Source organism: Ruegeria sp. YTSC004 (genome assembly GCF_059609805.1).
On the sequence record NZ_JBXWMJ010000013.1, the window covers coordinates 78,601 to 99,341 of the forward strand.

General features: G+C 55.5%; 16 protein-coding genes. 7 read left to right on the forward strand and 9 right to left on the reverse strand.

What is annotated here, in order from left to right:
• Positions 1-968: 968 nt before the first annotated feature.
• The 8 genes from AC2FFP_RS19760 to AC2FFP_RS19795 are packed head-to-tail and all read right to left on the reverse strand — an operon-like array spanning position 969 to position 11,058.
• A complete protein-coding gene (locus AC2FFP_RS19760) occupies positions 969-2,330 on the reverse strand; it encodes an aminotransferase (RefSeq protein ID WP_496881398.1) in 1,362 nt (453 codons plus the stop codon).
• Positions 2,323-3,885 (reverse strand): trimethylamine methyltransferase family protein, encoded by a 1,563-nt coding sequence (locus AC2FFP_RS19765; protein WP_496881399.1) that lies wholly within the window; start codon positions 3,883-3,885, stop codon positions 2,323-2,325. Before AC2FFP_RS19765 ends, AC2FFP_RS19760 begins: the two co-directional genes overlap by 8 nt.
• On the reverse strand, positions 3,878-5,110 hold the full coding sequence (locus AC2FFP_RS19770; protein ID WP_496881400.1) for an aromatic ring-hydroxylating oxygenase subunit alpha: 1,233 nt from the start codon (positions 5,108-5,110) through the stop codon (positions 3,878-3,880). Before AC2FFP_RS19770 ends, AC2FFP_RS19765 begins: the two co-directional genes overlap by 8 nt.
• On the reverse strand, positions 5,110-7,170 hold the full coding sequence (locus tag AC2FFP_RS19775; RefSeq protein WP_496881401.1) for an oxidoreductase: 2,061 nt from the start codon (positions 7,168-7,170) through the stop codon (positions 5,110-5,112). Before AC2FFP_RS19775 ends, AC2FFP_RS19770 begins: the two co-directional genes overlap by 1 nt.
• A gap of 60 nt (positions 7,171-7,230) precedes the next feature.
• Complete coding sequence (locus AC2FFP_RS19780) at positions 7,231-8,292, reverse strand: extracellular solute-binding protein (RefSeq protein ID WP_109310916.1); 1,062 nt, start codon at positions 8,290-8,292, stop codon at positions 7,231-7,233.
• Positions 8,293-8,309: 17 nt separating this feature from the next.
• Positions 8,310-9,407, reverse strand: coding sequence for an ABC transporter ATP-binding protein (locus AC2FFP_RS19785; RefSeq protein WP_496769392.1), 1,098 nt, complete (start codon positions 9,405-9,407; stop codon positions 8,310-8,312).
• Positions 9,404-10,192 (reverse strand): ABC transporter permease, encoded by a 789-nt coding sequence (locus AC2FFP_RS19790; protein WP_496690593.1) that lies wholly within the window; start codon positions 10,190-10,192, stop codon positions 9,404-9,406. The genes AC2FFP_RS19785 and AC2FFP_RS19790 overlap by 4 nt, the downstream gene beginning before the upstream one ends.
• Positions 10,189-11,058 (reverse strand): ABC transporter permease, encoded by an 870-nt coding sequence (locus AC2FFP_RS19795; RefSeq protein WP_496706694.1) that lies wholly within the window; start codon positions 11,056-11,058, stop codon positions 10,189-10,191. Before AC2FFP_RS19795 ends, AC2FFP_RS19790 begins: the two co-directional genes overlap by 4 nt.
• A gap of 109 nt (positions 11,059-11,167) precedes the next feature.
• Here AC2FFP_RS19795 and AC2FFP_RS19800 point away from each other — a divergent pair, with 109 nt between their 5' ends.
• Entirely contained in the window at positions 11,168-11,821 is a 654-nt protein-coding gene (locus tag AC2FFP_RS19800; RefSeq protein ID WP_496741652.1) for a TetR family transcriptional regulator C-terminal domain-containing protein, read from the forward strand.
• Between the two features lie 662 nt (positions 11,822-12,483).
• Here the strand turns inward: AC2FFP_RS19800 and AC2FFP_RS19805 are convergent.
• Positions 12,484-13,245: a helix-turn-helix transcriptional regulator gene (locus AC2FFP_RS19805; RefSeq protein WP_496725609.1), complete on the reverse strand. Its 762-nt coding sequence runs from the start codon at positions 13,243-13,245 to the stop codon at positions 12,484-12,486.
• Positions 13,246-13,374: 129 nt separating this feature from the next.
• Here AC2FFP_RS19805 and AC2FFP_RS19810 point away from each other — a divergent pair, with 129 nt between their 5' ends.
• The 6 genes from AC2FFP_RS19810 (at position 13,375) to AC2FFP_RS19835 (ending at position 20,730) form a co-directional block, all read left to right on the forward strand.
• Positions 13,375-15,351, forward strand: coding sequence for a CocE/NonD family hydrolase (locus AC2FFP_RS19810; RefSeq protein ID WP_496881402.1), 1,977 nt, complete (start codon positions 13,375-13,377; stop codon positions 15,349-15,351).
• Positions 15,352-15,372: 21 nt separating this feature from the next.
• Positions 15,373-16,938 (forward strand): ABC transporter substrate-binding protein, encoded by a 1,566-nt coding sequence (locus AC2FFP_RS19815; protein ID WP_496769382.1) that lies wholly within the window; start codon positions 15,373-15,375, stop codon positions 16,936-16,938.
• Between the two features lie 86 nt (positions 16,939-17,024).
• A complete protein-coding gene (locus AC2FFP_RS19820; protein ID WP_170765187.1) occupies positions 17,025-17,963 on the forward strand; it encodes an ABC transporter permease in 939 nt (312 codons plus the stop codon).
• A gap of 12 nt (positions 17,964-17,975) precedes the next feature.
• On the forward strand, positions 17,976-18,833 hold the full coding sequence (locus AC2FFP_RS19825; protein WP_496845157.1) for an ABC transporter permease: 858 nt from the start codon (positions 17,976-17,978) through the stop codon (positions 18,831-18,833).
• Positions 18,830-19,810 carry an ABC transporter ATP-binding protein gene (locus AC2FFP_RS19830; protein ID WP_496845156.1) on the forward strand — a complete coding sequence of 327 codons (981 nt, stop codon included), beginning with the start codon at positions 18,830-18,832 and terminating at the stop codon, positions 19,808-19,810. Before AC2FFP_RS19825 ends, AC2FFP_RS19830 begins: the two co-directional genes overlap by 4 nt.
• Entirely contained in the window at positions 19,807-20,730 is a 924-nt protein-coding gene (locus AC2FFP_RS19835) for an oligopeptide/dipeptide ABC transporter ATP-binding protein (RefSeq protein ID WP_496845155.1), read from the forward strand. The genes AC2FFP_RS19830 and AC2FFP_RS19835 overlap by 4 nt, the downstream gene beginning before the upstream one ends.
• The last annotated feature ends 11 nt before the right edge of the window (positions 20,731-20,741 follow it).

Here is a 20,741-nt window from a genome sequence, read left to right on the forward strand (position 1 = left end):
GTACCGCCAAGACAGGCCAAAAAATACCGTCGTGGGGACTACATTTATGATGGGTATGCCCGAGTCGATAATCCTAGCCGGTGGGGATTGCGGCGCAATGGATATTACGTGCGAGCCGGAAACTACGTTTACGAAATAAACCGTGAAACTTATGAAGTGTTGAACCTGATAAGGGCAATCGCTGATGTCCTGAATTGAGTGCATTGGTGGTTTCTCGCACTAAATTCAGTTTGCAGTCATTCGGTCGAATTGCCAGATTCGAAGGGATGGACCTGCGCAAGACCTCAGTTGTGGCGAAGAATTCATCTAAACTGCGTCTATGGTTGGCCCGAACGGGGCTTTGGCAAAGCCTTCGCCACGGACTTTTTTGCTTTCTTAAGCAACTCGGGATTTGCAAAGCTCAGCTGGGAACGTCCGGTTTGGGCCATAGACCCGTCACAAGCAACCATTTAACCGACGGCAGCTTTGTCCGGAGGCTGTGTGAAAACTCTGACCGGTCGGCGAAACATGCCGAAAACTCCTTTTAGGTGCATTCTCTCGCGCTTCTGAGAGACCATTCGCACAGGCGCTGAAAACGAGCGCGACGAGAGAGTTAGTGAGAACTAGCACCTAGAAGCTTATGATGCCTTCAAAAGGAAACAGACATCATGAACTCTCAAGCTTTAGGTGAGTTCACAAGTGATTAGAAAATACAAAACAACTCCATGCGTTCGGCTACTCAATTCCCGTTGGGAAGGACGGCCGTCGACTGTGGCCCAGGCAATTGTAAAAAACGAAGTGAGTCATCCGGCATCACCCAGACTGCGAAGAGAAGTGTGACCCGGAAGAGTGAATATGGCCCCTTACAATCAAGGAAATCGAGCTTGACCCAAACGCTCAATTGGAGAAACGGACCTTGAGCTCTAAGCTCAAATGCTTCAATGGCATCCCGATCTCTGGACATTCACAACAAAGGCGCACGCATTTCATTAGTCCCTGATCCCGCCGAGCCATGCACTTGTCGCTTCAAGCCCTTTGCGCAAGACAGAAAACATCTGCTCAATTTCACTTTCGCTAATCATTAGGGGCGGTGAAAGAACACACATGTTGATCACAGGTCGAACAAGTAGCCCACGTTTCTGGCATTCAATATCGATTTGGCCGCCAATCTCGTAGTCGCATCCCAGGTCGCTCCGGGGATCACCATCAACTGAGCATTGAACGCATCCCATCAACCCCATCCCGCGCACATCGGCAACGATGTCAATCTGACGCAGCTGCTGTAGTTGATCCTGAAATACCGGAGCGACGTTCCGAACGTGTTCGAGAAGCTGTTCCCGTTCAATAATTTCCATACTTTTTAGACCAGCGGCCGCGCTGACCGGGTGGCCAGAATAGGTGTAACCATTAGAAAAGGTAGCATCTTTTCCCGCAACGTCGGCGATCAATCTATCCGAGATAACCGCGGCGCCCATAGGTGCATACCCGGATGTCATTCCTTTGGCACAGGTGATTATGTCTGGCTGAATGCCAAAAACTGCATCAGACGAAAACCAATGACCCAATCGCCCAAAAGCTGTCACCACTTCGTCCGAGATATATAGAACATCATACTTCCTGCAGATGTTTAGGCAGCCTTCGTGATATCCTTTTGGCGGTACGATCACGCCGCCAGATGCCAGAACAGGTTCGGCGATAAAAGCGGCAACATTTTCTGGACGAAGTGCCACAATGGCGTTTTCAAGATCGGAAACCTTCTCTTTCAGAAAGCTCTCTTCGCTTTGACTAGTTGCACGGTAGAGCGGATTCACGTCAGGCAGGAAATGTGCGAGGTCATCCGCCTTGTCTAGCCAAAGCCTGTCACGCTCTTTTCCACTGACGCTGGCCGCCAGATAAGTGCTTCCGTGATAGGCTTTTTGCCTTGAAATGATCTTCTTTTTCTCGGGCAGACCCAAAAGGTTGTTTCGAAAGTGGACAAAGCGGATGGCCGTATCCACCGCAGTGGAACCGCCGGTGGTAAAAAAGACATTGTTCAAGTCGCCCGGCGCCCGTTTGGCGATTTCGCGTGCGAACCGCGCGGCAGTCGAGTTGGAGTTGTTAAAGGGCGAGAAATAGGCAAGGTTCCGAGCCTGCTCAGCCATGGCCTCGGCCATCTCCTCGCGCCCATAACCGATCTGGGTGCACCACATGCCGCCCGGTCCATCGATCAAGCGTTCGCCTTTTTCGTTCACCACATGGATGCCGCTGGCACCTTCGATAAAAGTGCGGTCGTTTTCGCCCAAAGTTGCCATCCCTTCCCACGGGTGCAGGAAATGGTCGTTGTCCCAGTGCTTGGCGTTAGAGTTATCCACGGCGGGCCATACTTTCTGCGCTCATCACAATTGGGAACTCTTCGCGCACCTGAGCGTCTGAAGCGCCGAAGTAGTTGGGAAAATGGCTGTCGAGAATGGAATTGGCCTTGTCACGGGCGCGGTCCAATAGATCAGTTTTGCCTTCGTTTTCCCATGTATCTGTACGCTCACGATCCATGAGCCGCGGGTAGACAAATTCGGTGTTCATATAGTTCAGCGTGTGTGGGTTGCCGAGGAAATGACCTGGATCAATGGCGCATTGGTGGATCACATCCACCGCCATGGTTTCATCTGTGACTTCTATCCCGCGTAATGATCGCAGGATCATACCACCCGCTTCGTCATCGATAACCATGCTTTCAAAACTGCATCCCATCAGGCTGCCGATCATACCGCCAAACTCGCAAAGGCGATTGGCACCGGCATGTGCGGCAAGTGTGAAGGTCAGCGCCTTTTCCAACCCGTATTGCGCGTCGGGTATTTTGGCATCGGTCATGCCTGCGCCAACGGATGTGGGCAGGCCATAGAAATTGCCCATCTGAATGGCCGCTGCCCCGATGAGAGCCTGTTCACCGCTGCCGCCGGTAAACGACCCGCTGCGCAAGTCCGTGATGAAGGGCCAGGCGGCAAAACAGACCGGGCAGCCCGGCGTAATGAGGTTTACAATGGCAACGCAGGCCAGTGTTTCGGCCACGGTTTGAACCAGTGTTCCCGCAAGCGTCGCGGGGGCTGTGGCCCCGGCCTGAGGAGGCACGGCCAGATCGACAGTCAGACCAAGCTTGGCGGCATCAATCAGGATTTCCATGTTTTCCTTACCGATCCGCAGGGGCGAAACCATGGGGCAGCCACCAAAAATGACGCTTGGCTTTTTCATGAAAGCGCCTTCACCACCCTGAGCCAAATCAAACATTCGGATGGCATGCGGGATATGGCTGCGGTCGCGAAAGGTCAGACAGGCAGGCTTTTGGCTACCTGCGAGCATCGCATATATGGTGTTCATGTCGTGAGCGAAATCATCGGTCACGTCGGTGGCCAACACCGTGTCGCCCAGCATATGAATATTGTCCAAACGGTCAACCAGACGAGTGAAATCATAAACATCGCGCAGGACCGAAGGGCGATAAGTTTTGGTCTCGGAATCGAAGGTGGTGACGGCGGTGCCAGAGTTGGCGAAATAGACACTCTCCGCCTTGCAATGCATGTCGTCTTTGCCTTCACGTTCTCCTCGGGCATAGACGTAAAATTCCCTGGCAGCACCAGCCAGAATGTCTTCCATCAGGGCACGGGGGAAGCACAGTCGATTGAGGTCATTCATCACCGCGCCCTTGGACAGCACCAGATCAAGCAGTTCCGGGAAATGGTCGGTGACGCCAGTGTTTTCCAGAACGGTCAGGGCCGCTTGGTGGATGTTCTCCATATCTGATTGGGTCAACGGCTTATAGCGCCCGCCGCTTAAGCCTCCACGCACAGCCTCGTTGCCCGTGGTCGCCTGTTGCACCTTTATGCGCGCGGCGCGCCCACCACCACCGCGACGGCGTGATTTTGCCTCAGCCATTACCTGCCATCCTTTGTTCTGGTTCCGGGCTGATCATGGTGAAATAGAAATCGTAAAAATCCTGGATCGAGGTTTCCATTTCGCCCAAGGGGCCCGGTTGGAAGTATTGAGAATTCACGCCGGACTGGTTGTGTCGAATGATGCGTTCGTCATCCAAAGATGTGACATGCCAAAGCCAGGTCAGGTCTTCCTTGTCGTAATCCTGGCCTTCTTCGGCGTCAGCGCGAACCAGCCAGACCACCTGAATGTCGGTTTCCTGTAGGCCACGTGGAACAAAGCGGTAACCCACCATGTGATCCGAATAAATCAGGAACCAATTCAATGGACCAATATCAAAGTCAGTTGCGCCACCGTCGAAGCCATTCAACGTTCCAAGCAATGGCGCAAGCGCCTCGCCCGATTTGCTGCCGGTTTTGTAACCTTGGTAAAGCGGGTAGCGCCGATAGTACCCGCTGGTGAATGGGGTGGGCGCAGCCTCGCCAACAAGCGCCAATTCATCAGGCGTCAGCCCAACTTCTACAGCCCTTGCATTCAGCGGCTCGACCAAGCCAGCCATGTCTTGTGGCGATTTCAGGCTATGAGAGCGAGAGTATTCTTTGTGTGCTGGTCCGCAGTGGTAGCATTCAAGATAGTTCTCAACCGCCAGTTTCCAATTCGCTGGAACCGGAAATGACGCCGTATGCGCAATTTTCAAGTCGTCTAAACCATAGGGTTCGACCAAAGGCGCAAGTTGGCTGAGGACAGGATCAAGCGATGGCGTGTTTGCATCGGCACAGACAAAAATCAGGCCTTTGAAGACACTCACCTGAACGGGAAATAGCCCGAATTTGGATGGGTCAAAGTGTTCTCCCATGTTGTGGCCCGCACGAAGTTTCCCCGATAGCTCATATGTCCAAGCGTGATACGGGCAAACAAGAACACGGGAGTTGCCGGATTGTTCAGTGCAGACGCGAGATCCCCGATGCCGACAGACGTTCAAATGAGCGCGAACTTCTCCTTCGCGGTCGCGAACAATAATGATGCTCTCCGGGCCATAGTCGAACAGAAAATAGTCTCCGGGGTTTGGGATTTGGCTGACATGCCCTGCCCAAAGCCAGTTACGGTTCCAGACCTGGGCAATGTCATAGTTATAGATGTCTTGCGAGGTATAGAATTCACGCGGCAGCGCGTGGCCGTACTGGTGCGAGGCCATCAAAGCATCTAACTCAAACGGTCGGCTGTTCATCACGTATCCTCCAAATCGATTATCTCGCGGCGAAACCAATCCTTGTCTGCTTCTGCCTTTGGGCGTTCAAAATCGCGTGCCGCGCGGTGGCCTGCGAATACTGCGTCCACGATCAACCCCGGAGACGCGGCATCGCCAATAAGTTCGAGGGTTTTCAAACCGATCCCGTGCAAGCTGTCATAAAGCGCTGTCTCTCGGTGGCGCTCGGTAACCAGAATTGTCGAGGCGCACGGAATATCCGTTTCGCGTCCGGTAAAGGCACACCCGATGCGCGCGATGTCACCTTCAACCGCCGTCAGCACCTGATTGCAGCGAATGTCGATACTAAGCTCGATCAGGCGGGCCTGAATACGAGGCTGCTCCAAAGTATTGACGGCGTAAGTTGAAACTAAACTCTCTGGCGTGACGAAGACCACTTGGTATCCGGCGGTCGCCAGTTTTTCAGCGATTACCCCTGCCAGATAGATATGGTCATCATCATAGATCATCACCGGTCCATCCGGAGGCAGAAGGCCGTTCATAATATCATCAGGCGTCAACACTTTGGCGGTTTGCTCGATCTGAGGCATATGGCGCTGCGTGCTACGGCCCATGCCGTCGGTACGCCAGTGGCTGCCGGTGGCCACAAAGACATGTTCGACGCCAAGCTCTGCCACCTGATCGCCATCAAGCCTGCTGTTGGTGAACAATTGGACATTACCGCGCTGCTTCAGATCATTCAGGCGATAATCGACGACGCGGGACCAAGCCGCGAGGCCGGGAAGTTTGCTTTCCATTGCAACACGTCCACCAAATTCAGCTGAGGCTTCGGCCAAGGTCACCTGATATCCTCGCCTTGCCAACTGCGTAGCGCATTCAAGACCAGCAGGGCCACCGCCAATAACCAAAGTATCCGCGTTGCTCTTTTTCGGCGCGATGATCTCGGGGTGCCAACCACGCCGCCATTCCTCGCCCATGGTCGGGTTTTGGGTGCAACGGATCGGGATGCCCAGATTGTCAGATGAGACGCAGATATTACAGCCGATGCATTCGCGGATTTCGTCAATGCGACCCTCTTCAATCTTTTTGGGAATGAATGGGTCCGCGATGGAAGGTCGCGCCGCTCCGATAAGGTCGACAATTCCCTTTTTGACCATCGACAGCATCATATCGGGAGACGTCAGGCGACCAACACCAACCACGGGTTTCCGTGTTACCTGTTTGACGTGCGACAGAAACGCGTTCTGATAGCCATCTTCTGGTTGAAAGCGAGTTGTGGCACTGTCATTGGACCAGTCGGCTACGTTCACATCCCATAGGTCAGGAAGATCGGCCAAAAGCTCGACCACGGCACGGCCTTCTTCTGAAGCCTGCATTCCGTCAGCGCCCACCATCTCATCAATGGCAAAACGGAGCGCCACAGCGCAGCTGTCACCTACAGCTGCGTGGGTGTCTTCCAGCAGTTCGCGTGTCAGGCGCACACGATTTTCAAGCGACCCGCCATATTCATCACTACGCTGGTTCATATGCGGCAGCATGAAATGTTGCGCCAAAGTCATGTTGTGTCCGGCATAGACGTAAATGATGTCAAATCCGGCATCTTTCGCTCGCAGGGCGGCCTCGCGGTGCCAGCGGCGGAACTCGCGAATATCAGCTTTATCCATGGCCTGCGCCTGCTTGGGATGCGTCGTATCGACAGACATCTCGGAAGGTGCAAGAACCGGAGCCCGGGTCAGCAGGTTCTGCGCATGGTTGCCATTGTGCACCAGCTGGATAGCTGCCAGCGCACCATGCGCATGTACCGCATCCGTCATCAGCCGCAACGCGGGAACATCGCGCCCGTCCCATAGCCGCCCCTCGGCATAAGGAGACAGGTCTGAGGTTGGGTGAATCTCGGTCTCCTGATTGGAAACCACCGCCCACCCACCTTCGGCTTTCATCCCACGAACGGCGGCATCCGCCCGCGGTCGGACATGCCCCAGCCCGGTGCAATGTGGCACCTGATAAAAGCGATTTCTGGCTGTGACTGGTCCAATCTGAACCGGTTCAAAAAGCAGAGCATATGGGTTCGCGTTCGACATGTTCACGCGTTTTCCTGTATCTGGGATCCGGAGCCGTAAGGCCCCGGAAAAGTGGTTGTGTTAGAAGCCGGCTTTGATCCGTTCAAATTCTGCCAGCATTTTCGCCTCAAGCTCGGGATTCACCGCATCAAAGAACAAACTGCCTTCGAAGAAGCTTTTAGGGTCAGCAAAACCATAGGCTTCGATGTTGGCCTGATCGGCAACTTCGAACGCTTTTGCGTTGGAATGTGGGTAGCCCCAGTTGTCGATGATGTACTGACCGCTGGCAGGGTCAGTGAGCGCGTTCAACAGATCATAGACCTGATCGACCGGAGTCGTGGAAGACTTCAGATGCACGTAACCGCACGCCCAAGTCGCGATGCCCTTATCGACATCACGCATCATCGCGGCAGGCACTTCGTTCCAGATCAGGTTCAGTTCTGACTGGTTCCAGGCCCAACCCAATTCGATCTCACCGCTGGTCATGGCCTGATCAAATTGACCCGCATCGGACCAGTAAAAGCGCATGTTCGGGTGGATCGAGCGCAGGAAATCAGATGCTTCCTTGAACTGCTCGTCGCTCAGATTGGTATAATCGTCGGCGTTTCCAGTGGCCAGCGCAGCCAGGGCGTACGCAGATGACGCGGCATCCGGGACGGCGATCTTGCCTGCATAAGCCGGGTCCGCCAGCATTTGCAGCGAGATATCGTCGCCTGAGATTTTGTCGGTGCGATAGATAAGGCCCGTGTTCCCCCACTCGAACGGCAACATGTAAAGCTTGCCGTCTAGGACGATGGCGTCGACTTCCTTGATCTCGGGCAGAACATCGGCCCAGTTGGTCAGTTTGCTTTCATCCAGCGGCTGGATCAGGTCGGCTGCGACCCATTTCCGGACCGCGTCAGAACAAGGATGCGCCAGATCAGCCGTGAAACCCGAACTCAGTTTCGTAAAGGCTTCTTCCTGACTTCCGAAATAGGAATAGCTTGGTGCCTCATTCCCGTATTTTTCCATGTAGCTGGCAAAGAACCCGGGATCTTCATATCCCGACCAGTCAAAAACCGTCAGATCGGCGCCACCTGCTATGGCACTTCCCGTACTTATCGCCGTCGCACATGCGAAGGCCGCAATTCCCTGAAGTCTCATTTTATCCTCCCACTATTTTACTTTGTGTATGTACCTAGATCGATCACGCTTGCCCCCTGAAGCCCCAGCCAAACTGCGTCGCCGCGTTTGAAATCGACCGTGTGAAAATAGTTTGGAACTGAGACCGAGATTGGTTTCTCAGCTCCCGCCACCTGAATGTGGTAGTGAATGTTCTCGCCATAGAATGCGACGTTGCTGACAGTGCCTTGAACCGTTGATGGATAGTCTTCGGGCTTTTCAGCAGCGATTTCCAATTGTTCCGGGCGAATACCGATGTTCATGTCTTTAGAGCTGGTCGCAACGTTGGGGTTTCTCTCAATCTCAATCCGCCCGAAGGCGGCTGCATCGATCGACAACATATCGCCGGTTTCACCCAACAACTGGGCAGGCAGTATGTTCATTTCACCGATGAAACTGGCCACTTGCTGATCACAAGGACGGGCATAAAGCGTGGTCGGTGTGTCCACTTGCTTAAGCCGTCCATTGAACATCACGCCAATACGATCGGACATGGTCATCGCCTCATATTGGTCGTGGGTGACCATCACAAAGGTGATGCCAAGCGATTGCTGCAGATTACGCATTTCAAACTGCATCTGTTCGCGCAGCTTCTTGTCGAGCGCTGACAAAGGTTCATCCAGTAACAACACCTTGGGTCGCATGATCAGCGCGCGGGCGAGCGCCACCCTTTGCCGCTGCCCACCCGACAATTCGCTTGCACCGCGATCCTGAAGACCGCCCAGCTCGACCATTTCCAGGGCCTCGGCCACGCGCTGGTCAATCTCAGCCTTGGGCGCCTTGCCCCGCAAGCCATAGGCCACGTTGTTTCCGACGTTCAGGTGCGGGAAGATGGCGTAGCTCTGAAAGACCATGTTCGTTGGGCGGTTGTTGGCAGGCACACCTTCCATATCCTGACCGTCGATCAGCACGGTGCCCTCGGTCGGTTCCTGGAAGCCCGCGATCATCCGCAACACCGTAGTCTTGCCGCATCCCGAGGGGCCTAGGAGTGAGAAAAACTCACCCTCTTTGAGATCGAGATTGATCCCGCTGGCCGCCAGGAATGTGCCATAGCGCTTTTCGACGCCCCTGAGTTCTATGATGTTTCTGTCTGTCATCGGACCTCTGATGCGGATGAGCGGCGGCGGAAATACTCGGCCAGCACCAGAAGCAGAACCGAGGTGAGCAGCAAGATGGAGCCAAGCGCCAGCACATTGGGAAGCTTGGCAGGGAAACGGATCTGGCTCCAGATATAGACCGGCAGGGTTGGCTGGTTGCCTGACAGGAAAAAGGCCAGGACGAACTCATCGAAGCTGACAGTGAACGTGACCAGCATGCTGGCTACGATGCCAGGGGAAACGACCGGCAGCGTCACGCGGCGGAAGGTTTCGAACACGCCGACGCCCAGATCGTAAGATGCCTCTTCCAGCGAAGCGTCGAAGTCATCGAACGCGGACTTCAAGATCGAAACGGAAAATGGCAAGGCGAGGAACGTATGGCCCAGAACAACGGTCAGCAAAGACGGCTTGAGACCGAGAAACAGAAACAGGACCAGCATTGACGAGGCCACGATAATGCCCGGAATAACCAACGGCAGCATCACCAGTCCTTCAGCTGCACGCTGACCCCGAAAACGATAGCGAACAAAGGCGCGCGCAGCGAACAGCCCCATAGCGGTGGATAGAAGTGCGACGACCGTGCCGACACCCAGCGAATTCCAAAGGGCCTGAATCAACGTATCCTGTTCGCCCAGCTTCCGATACCAGTCCAGCGTCCAGCCCTTGATCGGAAAGGCAACGATTGTACCGCTGTTGAACGAGAACAAAGGTAGGAAAAGAACCGGCAGGTACAGAAAGACCAAATACAGAAAAGCATAGGCTGTCAGCGTCGAGGGGCGCTTCATCTGATCCTCCTCCCAAGCTGGGTGGCGGTAATGACAAACACGATGGCGACGAAGCCAACCGACAGCATCGCGATCAGCGAAAGTGTGGCGCCGAGGGGCCAGTTGTTGGCAGCCCCGAACTGCACCTGAATAAGATTAGCGATCATCTTCCCGTCCGATCCGCCGACCAGTGCGGGCGTTACGTAGTCGCCGACAGTCGGAATGAAGATGATCAGGCAAGCCGCAATGATCCCCGGGATCGTCAGCGGCAGCGTCACCCGCATGAAGCGTTGCAAAGGACTGTTGCCGAGGTCTGTGGCGGCCTCCAACAGACTTGGATCGATCTTCTGCAACGAGACATAGATCGGCAGGATCGCAAAAGGTGCCCACGCATGAGCAAGCGTCAGCACGACAGCGAATTCGTTGTACAGCAGGAAGTCGAGCGGTTCGTCGATCAGACCAAGCATCATCAGTGCAGAATTCATCACCCCGTTGAACCCAAGGATGAGTTTCCAGGCAAATACGCGCAGCAGATAGCTGGACCAGAACGGAATGGTGATGAGCAGAAGCCAGATAGTCTTTTTCCGGGCCTTCATCGCGATGAAGTAGGCGATGGGATAGGCCAATGCGACAGTGACTACCGTAACTGCTCCGGCAATCCAGATCGACCTTAGCATTAAGTGTCGAACCAGCGGATCAGCAAGCGCGTCGCTATAGTTTTTCAACGTCGGTGTCTTGTCGAGCGTTACGTAGGTTTGGGTCCAGAACGAATAGGCGATCAGGATCACCAAAGGCGCCGCCACCAGAAACCCCACGTATGCCGTGGCTGGTGCGCTTAGGGTATAACCCCGGGACGCTTCGCTACGAAAAATCACCCTATCTCCCATCTCGGTACTTACGAGTCGCTAATGGACGATCGTCCATTTAATGTTGCGCCAGAAAGGCCTTTCGTGTCAATCTCCCTGTGAGCGGCCCATATGAGAAGACCCTAAGATAATGGAATCATTGAATAGAGTGACAGATCCTAAAGGAAGAAAGCGTAGTTCGAAGCGCGATCCGGAAGCCAATAGGCAGCTTCTGATTAAGGCGACACTGGATACAATTGCTGATATTGGAGTTACCGATACCTCGGTCAGTCGCATCTGCGAGCGCTCAGGTCTGTCGCGCGGAATGATCCATTTGCATTTCGGGGGGAAGGACAATTTGCTGACCGCTGCGGCCCAGCATTTCAGTACTGAGTATTATGCCGAGATGGACAGAATGACCGATCTGGGCTCGGATGCATCGCCCGAAGACCGAGTGATGGCTGTGATCGAGGCGGATCTGTCCGAAGCTTTGCTCAATCCACGAAGTACGAAAATCTGGCATGCATTCCGAGGCATCGCAAGTTCACATCCAGGTATTGCCCGATACAGCAGCACTCAGGACCCCAAACTTGTCGAGACTTTGCGGCGTGCGTTCTTGGAGATAGCCCAACAAAACGAGCAAGATCCGAACTTGGTGGATGATGCCACCAGCGGAACTCTGGCCTTGCTGGAAGGTATGTGGGTAAATTACCTGACCGATATGCAGATGTTTTCGCGACGACGCTCTGCGGAACTTATTCGAAGGTTTTTAGGCGGGCTTTTCCCAGGCAAATTCATGTTATGAGCCTTGGCGACGCTCAGATTTGACGTAGAGACAAAACCCCTTCTTGGAAAGCCGACAACTGGTACTGGTGATACCCCCAGCTACTAAGCGCCATCCAGCCGAACACGCGACCTATCCATCGCCCAGCAGGGCATTGCAACGCAATGTCCCGAGAGGGATTCACCCAGAGCCGTCCTTTCGTCGGTTGTTTTAGGGGCCCTTTCAGCCCCTCTCGTAGCCAAAGCCTTTCAATTGCGTATTCCCAGTCGATTGCCGCTTGGATCCCAATAGTGCTGCCGCCCAATCTTGTAGAGAATTAGCGATGGGGCATGGAACCATCAAAGGCAAAAAGCGTGAAGACCTCCGAACATCGTAGCGGTTTCTGCCTTTGGTGAGAACTTTTCAAGGTTGATAGCTATGAAGCAACAACGAGTCCTGATCCTAGGTTAGTGTTGGCTAAAGCAGTGGAGAAGGTTCATGCCATGGCGTCAACAGGGCCTTCTTGCAAAGCTGGCGCTAAATTATCTCGGGCTTCAAATCCTGGAATCAGAGCGGTAGGAAATGAAGTCGCGTTATCAGGCTGATCGACACATCAGATTTCGCGAACCTTGGATCAAAAATTGCCACCGGAATTGGATGCCGCACCAAAGAAAATGTGCCGCCGCTTGTGTCGCTTCGGCGCTTCAAATCTCGTAAAGGTGCTTCCGGACAGTTGGATCGATCCTATTGCTTTGGGCAGGGTAGATACCGCAGGAGGCAATGGCCTCGCGTGCTGATACGCGCTCGTGCAAGCGCTTCCAGATTGTTTTGGCTGCGTAGGGGTGCGGGTATGGGCGCCAGGCGACGCCCATGGTCATGCCGCGCAGATATTTTAGTTGCTGGCGGTGTGCGGAATACAAAATCGTATTGGCGACGCTGCCTTCGCGCGCCAGCTCATGTTCGGTCACGAATATCCTGTTACCCCGCATCGTCACTAGACCAGAGTAACGCGAAATCTGGTGTGTGCTCTTGTCTGGCGAGGTGGCAATTTCCCGGGATCGAATAGTGAACAGTCCGTCACTTTCCTGAATTCGGATCAGGGAACAAAAAATCTTACCTTCCCAGGACGGCGTGCAGAAATAGGAATGATAGAAGCCTACGTAACGTCGCAGGTTTTTTTGCTGGCCCCGAAAAGGGCCCAGAAACGCGTCCGTAGGTGTATTCCCGGCTTGTGGCAGAGCACGCTTGAGCATTCGTTCGAAACTTGCTGTTTCCGCGAACAGGTCGGCTTCTGTCAGGTCGAAATGACGCGCAATACGCCGCATGTTGTGGGCAGAGGGTAGGCTGGCGCCGTTCAGGTAGCGATTGAACTGCTGTCTGTTGACGCCGATATCTCGGCAAATCTGCGAAATGTTCCCATGCTCTGCGCATAATGATCGCAGGTTGGCAGAAAAATTCTCTGACATAGGCAAAACCTTTCGCGTTCTGACGCTATATCACGACAATTCGCGTCAGTTCGCGCAAGATCACACAATTTGCTTTATCTGCAAATCGGTTTCTTCTTCGGCATCACTTTGCAACAGACAAGCGACCAGATGCCAATTGAACCCATCGAAAACACATGGATCACGCTCGCCGACGGGCGACGGTTGGCTGCGCGCATCTGGTTGCCCGAATCCAGTCCCGCCCCTGCAATTCTGGAATACCTGCCTTACCGCAAACGCGACGGCACCGCGCCAAGAGATGAAACGACCCACACCGTATTTGCCGACGCAGGTTATGCCTGCGTCCGGGTCGACATCGCGGGCACCGGGGACAGCGAAGGGCAGTTCGACGACGAATACTCCGAGCTGGAACTGCGCGATGGTGAAGAGGTCCTGGCCTGGATCGCCGCGCAGGATTGGTGCGACGGTCATATCGGGATGATCGGAATATCGTGGGGCGGATTCAACGGCCTGCAACTGGCCTTTCGGCAACCACCTGCGTTGAAGGCCGTTGTCAGCGTCGCCTCGACCGTGGATCGCTATGCGGATGACATCCATTTTATGGGCGGGTGCCTGCTGAGTGACAACATGAACTGGGGCAGCCAGATGTTTGCCTATTTGACCCGCCCCGCTGATCCGGACCTTCGTGCAGACTGGCGAGAGGACTGGCTGGCTCGGCTAAGAAACGTTCCATTCTCTGCCGCAGATTGGCTGCGCCATCAAACGCGTGACGCGTTTTGGAAACATGGATCGGTTTGCGAGGATTGGTCCGCGATCCAAACCCCCGTTTTGGCAATCACCGGCTGGGCAGATGCTTATGTCAATGCGCCCCCGGCTTTGGCGGCAAGTCTGACGGTGCCAACCAAAGCCATCATCGGGCCGTGGGAACACCGTTATCCTCACATCTCTAAACTTGATCCTGCAGACTTTCATTCCGAAGTGATCGGCTGGTTTGACCGCTGGCTGAAGGGGCAGGAAAATGGGGCCGAGGACCTGCCCGTGTACCGGACGTACATGCAGGAGCATTTTAACCCGACGGCGCACAACTCTGCCCGGCGAGGTCGTTGGATTGCCGAAACCACCTGGCCGTCGCCGTACGTGTCCGAACAGGTCTGGCATTTGACACCCGGCGGGTTTTTGCAGGAACCGGCGACAGATACGGTTGCAATAGCCTCGCCCAGTCATGTCGGCCGGGAAGGCGGGTATTTCTGCGCTGGCATGCGGATCGACAATGAACTTGCAGGCGACCAGGCAAGGGATGATGCCCTGTCGGTGTGTTTTGAAAGCGCACCGCTGCAAGCCCCGCTGGAGCTGTTGGGCCGCGCAAAGCTAAAGTTTCGATTCTCGGTGGATCAACCCGTTGCCCAGCTTGTCGCAAGGCTGTGCGATGTCTCGCCCGAAGGAGTATCGCAGCGCATCAGCTATCGTCCGTTGAACCTGTGCCACTACCGCAGCCACGAAGCGCCCGAAACCCTGCAACCGGGTGAAATCTATGAGGCCGAGATTGCCCTAAATGAGTGCGCGCATCATCTGCGCGAGGGCCACGTGTTGCGACTGGCGCTGACGACGTCGTACTGGCCGATCGTTTGGCCATCGCCCCGTTCGGCCGAGGTGACTTTGCACTTACAGGAGTGCGCCCTGCATCTGCCGGTGCGCGAAGTCACGCACGAAGTTCAAGCCTCGGAACCTGGTCCGGCACAGGATTATCCGGTTCTTGCCGCTGAACAATTGCGTCTGCCATCCGCGCAATCCGAACGCATCATGACTGACGATGGTCGGATCGTTCTGGAGACATTTGATGACTATGGCAAAGCGCGCGATCCCTACCATGATCTGACTGCCGGTAGTGACGTGCGCATGCACTACGGCATTCACCCCGATGATCCGGCATCCGCATGTTTCGAGACCGCCTGGAATTTCACCTTCGAACGAGCGGATTGGCAGGTCGCCATCTCAACCGAATGCCGGATGACCTGCGATGCACAGAATTTTTATCTCGACCGCAAGCTACGCGCCACCGAAGGCGCGGATGAAATCGAAGTTCTGACGAAGGAATGGTCCGAAACCATTCCGCGCGGGCTTCTGTGACTTAATCTAAGGGAGGATACTATGAAGATCGAATGGACAAAGGCCAATGTAGGCCGCCGGGGGTTTCTGAAGGGCGCAACCGCGCTTGGGGCCGCTACGGCGCTTCCGATGGGATGGGCGAACCGTGTGCTTGCTGCAGATGACGGCGTGCTGCGGGTGCGAGCCTATGGCGATGCGCAGAATATGGATCCGGCCCATTCTGTTGGTGTCGTTGAAGAAGAGGTTCATGCCTCGATCTACAACAAGCTGATCCAGTACAAACCAGGCGAGGAATGGGGCTGGCAGATGGATGCCGCCACGATGATCGAGCAGGTTGATCCGACCCATATCAAGTTCGCGTTGCGTGACGATATCGGGTTCACCAATGGATTTGGCGCCATGACCGCCGAGGACGTCAAGTTCAGCATGGAACGGATCGTGGACGACGCAACCGACAGTCCGAACAAGCCCGATCTGGGGTCATTCAGCCACGTGGACGTGACCAGCGAACGCGAAGGCACGATCGTGCTGAACAAACCGTTCGCACCGATCTGGTCGATCGCCCTTCCCTACATTACCGGCAACATCGTGTCGAAGGCCGCTGTCGAAGCCGCCGGTGGCCGGATCGGCGCTGATCCGGTGGCAGAGTCCGGCCCATATCTGCGGGACAGCTGGTCGCCCAAGGAAAAGACGGTTCTTAAGCGCAACCCCGACTGGAAAGGGGACGCGCCCACTTGGGACACCGTCGAGATCTATCCGATTGACGATGAAAACACCGCCGAGATCGCTTTTGAGGCCGGTGAACTGGACGTCACCCGCGTGTCGCTGGGTTCGGTCGAACGGTATCGTGCCGGGGTGCCCAATGGCGGATCGTTGGTTGAGAAGCCCTCGCTCTACTATGTCTGGATGGGCATGAACGTCGAGCATCCGAAGCTTCAAAATCAAAAACTGCGGCAAGCGATTCAGCACGCAGTGGATGTACCCAGCATTCTGGAGGCCGCCTATTTTGGCGCTGCCGAACCAGCGACCGGCATCATCGCACCGGGCCTCGCCGGGCATCGGGCTTCTTCGCTGGTGCCACCGGCGGCGGATTTTGAGAAAGCGGCGCAACTGCTGGCGGAATCCGGTGAAACCAACGTTACACTGACCCTCGACACGTTGAACAAGACGACGTTCACGACAACCGCTCAGATCATTCAGGCCACGCTCGCGCAGATCGGGATCACGGTTGAGGTGAACGTTCTGGAATCCGGGGCGTTCTGGGCGTCTGGTGACAATGAAAACCTGCAGCTTGTTTTGAACCGCTATTCGATGACGCCCGATCCGTATTATGCGACGTCGTGGTTCACGCCTGAACAGATCGGAAAGTGGAACTGGGAACGCTTTGACAGTCCTGAATTCAACGAAATCCATGAAACGGCTGCAGCTGAAACGGATGTCGCCAAGCGGGCGGAAATGTATCAGCGCGCGCAGGATCTGATGGAGGAAAGCGGTGCTTACCGCTTTATCACACACGAGGCGACACCGGTTATTCACAGCGCACGTGTCATTCCAGCGCTGCGGCCAGATGGCCTGTCCCTGCTTCGTTATTTCGGCAAGGCGACCTGACCACCCCAGTTCGAATGGGTACGGCGGGCTGGAAATGTCCGTCGTACCAATACTAACGCCATCAAGCCTTAAGGAGCCAGTTGGCCATGCTGAATTTCGCAACCCGTCGCTTCGGGCTGTCGCTGCTCATCCTGTTCGTGGCGGTCACCGTCATGTTCCTGATGATCCGCGCCGTGCCTGGCGATCCGGTCCAGATCATGCTGGGCCCGCGTGCCACGCCCGAACTTCAGGCCCAACTCACAGCGGCGCTGGGGCTTGATCAACCGATCTGGAAACAGCTTTTGATCTTTTACGGAAACCTTTTGCAGGGTGACCTTGGAACCGATGTTTTCTCGGGCCGTTCCGTGACCGATATCGTGTTCCAGCAATTGCCGTTCACGCTGGAACTGATTTTTGCGTCAATCCTGTGGTCTGCAAGCCTGGGCATCGCACTTGGTGCCTATGCGGCGGCGCATCCCAACACGCTGATCGACCGGATCGCCGCCGCAATATCCGTCAGCTTCGTGGCTGCCCCGGCCTTTGTTGTCGCGCTTTTAGCGCTGCTGGTATTCGCCGTGCATTTGCAATGGTTTCCCGCCATCGGTGCCGGAGAGGGGTTCTGGGACCGTCTCGACCATCTGGTTCTGCCAGCCTTTGCGATCGGCCTCAGCTGGGTCGGCTATATTGCTCGACTTGTACGCGCTTCGATGCTCGAGGTTATGGGCGAAAGCCATGTGCGCACCGCGCGCGCCTTTGGGATCGCCGAGCGTCGCGTGGTCATGGTTTATGCACTGCGGATCGCCATTTTGCCGGTCGTTACCGTGATCGGGGTTGGGATGGGCTTTCTTCTCAGCTCCGCCGTTTTTGCAGAAATTGTCTTTGCCCGACCGGGTCTGGGCAAACTGGTGATCGATAGCATCACCACCCGAAACTACCCGATTGTTATGGGTTCGGTCCTCATATCAACGGCGTTGTTCGTAGTGTCGACCGCGTTGGCAGACCTGATCAATGCGTTGCTCGACCCGCGCGCGCGCACGGCGCATTGAGGAGGGAGCGTTATGGAAAAATCTCGTTCCGAACTTGGGCAGATCATCACCGGCGTCGCCCGTGACCCGCTTGGACTTATGGGCCTGATCATCGTCGGCGTAATCGTGTTCTGCGCAATCTTCGCCTATTGGATCGTTCCATATGATCCGATTGCGATGGATATCAAATCCCGCTTGCAAGGACCGTCCGCCGCACATCTGCTGGGTACAGACCAATTGGGGCGCGATACGTTTTCGCGGGTCATCGCGGGGGGGCAGGTTGCGCTCAAGGTTGCATTGCCGGCCGTGTTCGGTGCAATGGCGATTGGCCTGACATTGGGCATGATTGCCGGGTATGGGCCGAAATGGCTGGATAACCTTCTGATGTTGCTCTTCGATACCATCCGGTCCTTTCCGACGGTGATGTTCGCCTTGGCCGTTGTGGCTCTTGTCGGACCCAGTCTGCAAACTGTGGTGTTCGTGGTCATGGCAACCTCAATCCCGACCTATGGGCGCGTGGCCCGGACCCAGACGCTGACCCTGCGCAATTCTGAATTCATTCTGGCCGAGCGGTCGATGGGAGCCAGCATGGCGCGCATTCTAGGCGTGCATATGCTGCCCAATATCATCGGCGTTCTAGCTGTGCTGGCGGCGATGGATATCCCGACAGTCATCGCGCTGGAGGCGGGCCTGTCCTTTTTGGGGCTGGGTGTGAAACCCCCGACGCCCAGCTGGGGTGCTTTGCTTAAGGATGGCTATTCTCTGATCCGTCAAACGCCGTGGCTGGTGGTGGGCGGGGGTCTGCCGATCATCTTGGCAACGCTTGGTTTCACATTTCTGGGCGAAAGCCTGCGCGACGTGGTTGACCCGAAACTGAGGAAGCAGCGATGACTGAGACACTTCTGGAAATCGACCACCTCAGCGTCGATTACGAAACAGGCCGTGGTGACCTCAAAGCTCTGAGGGACATTACATTCGACGTCAACAAGGGCGAAATCGTTGGCATCGTCGGGGAATCCGGCTGCGGTAAATCCACTCTGATCTCATCCATCCTGCGCCTGACCGCACCCAATACGCGGTTCCGCGAAGGAGAGATCAGGTTCAAAGGGCAAGATTTGCTGCAGGCCTCAGAACGACACATGCGCGACTTGCGTGGGGCGGACATATCCATCGTCTTTCAGGACCCGATGCAAACGCATAATCCGGTTTTGACCATAGGGCAGCAGATGCTGGACATTCAGCACCGCTCCAAACAGTCAAAGGCGGACAAGCTGGCCCACGCGGCCAAGATGCTGGGCGCAGTTGGCATTCCCGATCCCGAAGCGCGCTTGAAGCAGTATCCGCATGAATTCTCGGGCGGGATGCGTCAACGGATCGCCATTGCGATGGCGTTGATGTCTGAACCTGATCTTTTGATCGCGGATGAGCCAACAACAGCACTAGATGCGACGCTTGAGGTTCAGATAATCGAGCGTCTGCAAGAACTTCAGCGCGAGTTTCACTGTGCCATCCTGTTCATCTCGCACCATCTGGGCGTGATTGCGGAACTCTGCGACCGGGTGGTGGTGATGTATGCTGGCGCAGTTGTCGAAAGCGGCGAAGTGCGTGAGATTTTCCACAACCCAAAACACCCCTACACACGCCGCCTGATCGAATGTGATCCCGGTCATATCAAAGAACGCGCGCGTGTTTTGCCGACCATTCCCGGTGAAGTGCCTGATCTGGCCAACCTGCCGGGTGGCTGCATCTTCCGCGATCGTTGTGATCAAGCGATGGCACGGTGCGCCACCGAAGTACCGCCGTTGGATCAATTGAAAGAAGGCCATCACGCCGCATGCTGGCTGAACCACCAGGAGGTCACAACATGAGCTTGCTGAACGTCGTGGACCTAAAAACTAGCTATGGCCCAGTCAATGTTTTGGCGGGTGTCAGCTTTACCGTGCAACCCGGCGAGACCTACGCGCTGGTTGGCGAAAGCGGATCCGGCAAAACGACTGTGATACGCGCCATTGCGGGTCTTGCGCCTGCGCAAGACGGCTCAGTCACTTTTGAGGGGCAGGAAATTCGCGGCGCGCCAGAACGTGTCATGCGCCCGCTGCGCAAAGACATGGCAATGATGTTTCAGGATCCGGTGGGAAGCCTGTCGCCGCGTCTGACAATCCGCAGCCTGATCACTGAGCCTTACCGTATTCAGGGCCTGAAAGACAAAGATCTGGATGCAGAAGCCAAGCGACTGCTGGAAATGGTCAATCTGCCCACGCATTTCGCAGACCGCTATCCCTACCAGTTGTCGGGTGGGCAAGCGCGGCGAGTAGGCGTGGCCCGAGCGCTGGCGTTGGAGCCGAAATTGATCCTCGCGGATGAACCGACCGCAGGCCTCGACGTGTCGGTGCAGGGTGAACTTTTGAACCTGCTCAACGATCTGCGCGAACGGCTGGGACTGGCGATGGTAATCATCACCCATAACCTCAGCGTTGTACGGCACGTGGCCGACAGAATGGGCATCATGTATCTAGGTCGATTAGTAGAAGAAGGCACAACCGAGACGATTTTCAGCGATCCGCGCCACCCATACACCCGCTGCCTCTTAAGCGCCAACCCAGAACCCGATCCGGATGCGCGGTTGGAACGGATCGCCCTAAAAGGTGAGCCTCCCAGCCTGCTCAAACGCCCCTCTGGATGTGAATTCCGTGAACGCTGTCCTTTTGCAAAGGACATTTGCACTCAGACCCCACAATGGGAAGTGGACGGCGGCCACGGGCTGCGTTGTCTGGCGCCGTTGTCGTAGTAGGAAATCCA

Bases quoted from the DNA above. Each gene is read 5' to 3' on its own strand.
- AC2FFP_RS19765 (WP_496881399.1), bottom strand. From the start codon at position 3,885: ATGGCTGAGGCAAAATCACGCCGTCGCGGTGGTGGTGGGCGCGCCGCG.
- AC2FFP_RS19770 (WP_496881400.1), bottom strand. From the start codon at position 5,110: ATGAACAGCCGACCGTTTGAGTTAGATGCTTTGATGGCCTCGCACCAG.
- AC2FFP_RS19775 (WP_496881401.1), bottom strand. From the start codon at position 7,170: ATGTCGAACGCGAACCCATATGCTCTGCTTTTTGAACCGGTTCAGATT.
- AC2FFP_RS19780 (WP_109310916.1), bottom strand. From the start codon at position 8,292: ATGAGACTTCAGGGAATTGCGGCCTTCGCATGTGCGACGGCGATAAGT.
- AC2FFP_RS19785 (WP_496769392.1), bottom strand. From the start codon at position 9,407: ATGACAGACAGAAACATCATAGAACTCAGGGGCGTCGAAAAGCGCTAT.
- AC2FFP_RS19790 (WP_496690593.1), bottom strand. From the start codon at position 10,192: ATGAAGCGCCCCTCGACGCTGACAGCCTATGCTTTTCTGTATTTGGTC.
- AC2FFP_RS19795 (WP_496706694.1), bottom strand. From the start codon at position 11,058: ATGGGAGATAGGGTGATTTTTCGTAGCGAAGCGTCCCGGGGTTATACC.
- AC2FFP_RS19800 (WP_496741652.1), top strand. From the start codon at position 11,168: ATGGAATCATTGAATAGAGTGACAGATCCTAAAGGAAGAAAGCGTAGT.
- AC2FFP_RS19805 (WP_496725609.1), bottom strand. From the start codon at position 13,245: ATGTCAGAGAATTTTTCTGCCAACCTGCGATCATTATGCGCAGAGCAT.
- AC2FFP_RS19810 (WP_496881402.1), top strand. From the start codon at position 13,375: ATGCCAATTGAACCCATCGAAAACACATGGATCACGCTCGCCGACGGG.
- AC2FFP_RS19815 (WP_496769382.1), top strand. From the start codon at position 15,373: ATGAAGATCGAATGGACAAAGGCCAATGTAGGCCGCCGGGGGTTTCTG.
- AC2FFP_RS19820 (WP_170765187.1), top strand. From the start codon at position 17,025: ATGCTGAATTTCGCAACCCGTCGCTTCGGGCTGTCGCTGCTCATCCTG.
- AC2FFP_RS19825 (WP_496845157.1), top strand. From the start codon at position 17,976: ATGGAAAAATCTCGTTCCGAACTTGGGCAGATCATCACCGGCGTCGCC.
- AC2FFP_RS19830 (WP_496845156.1), top strand. From the start codon at position 18,830: ATGACTGAGACACTTCTGGAAATCGACCACCTCAGCGTCGATTACGAA.
- AC2FFP_RS19835 (WP_496845155.1), top strand. From the start codon at position 19,807: ATGAGCTTGCTGAACGTCGTGGACCTAAAAACTAGCTATGGCCCAGTC.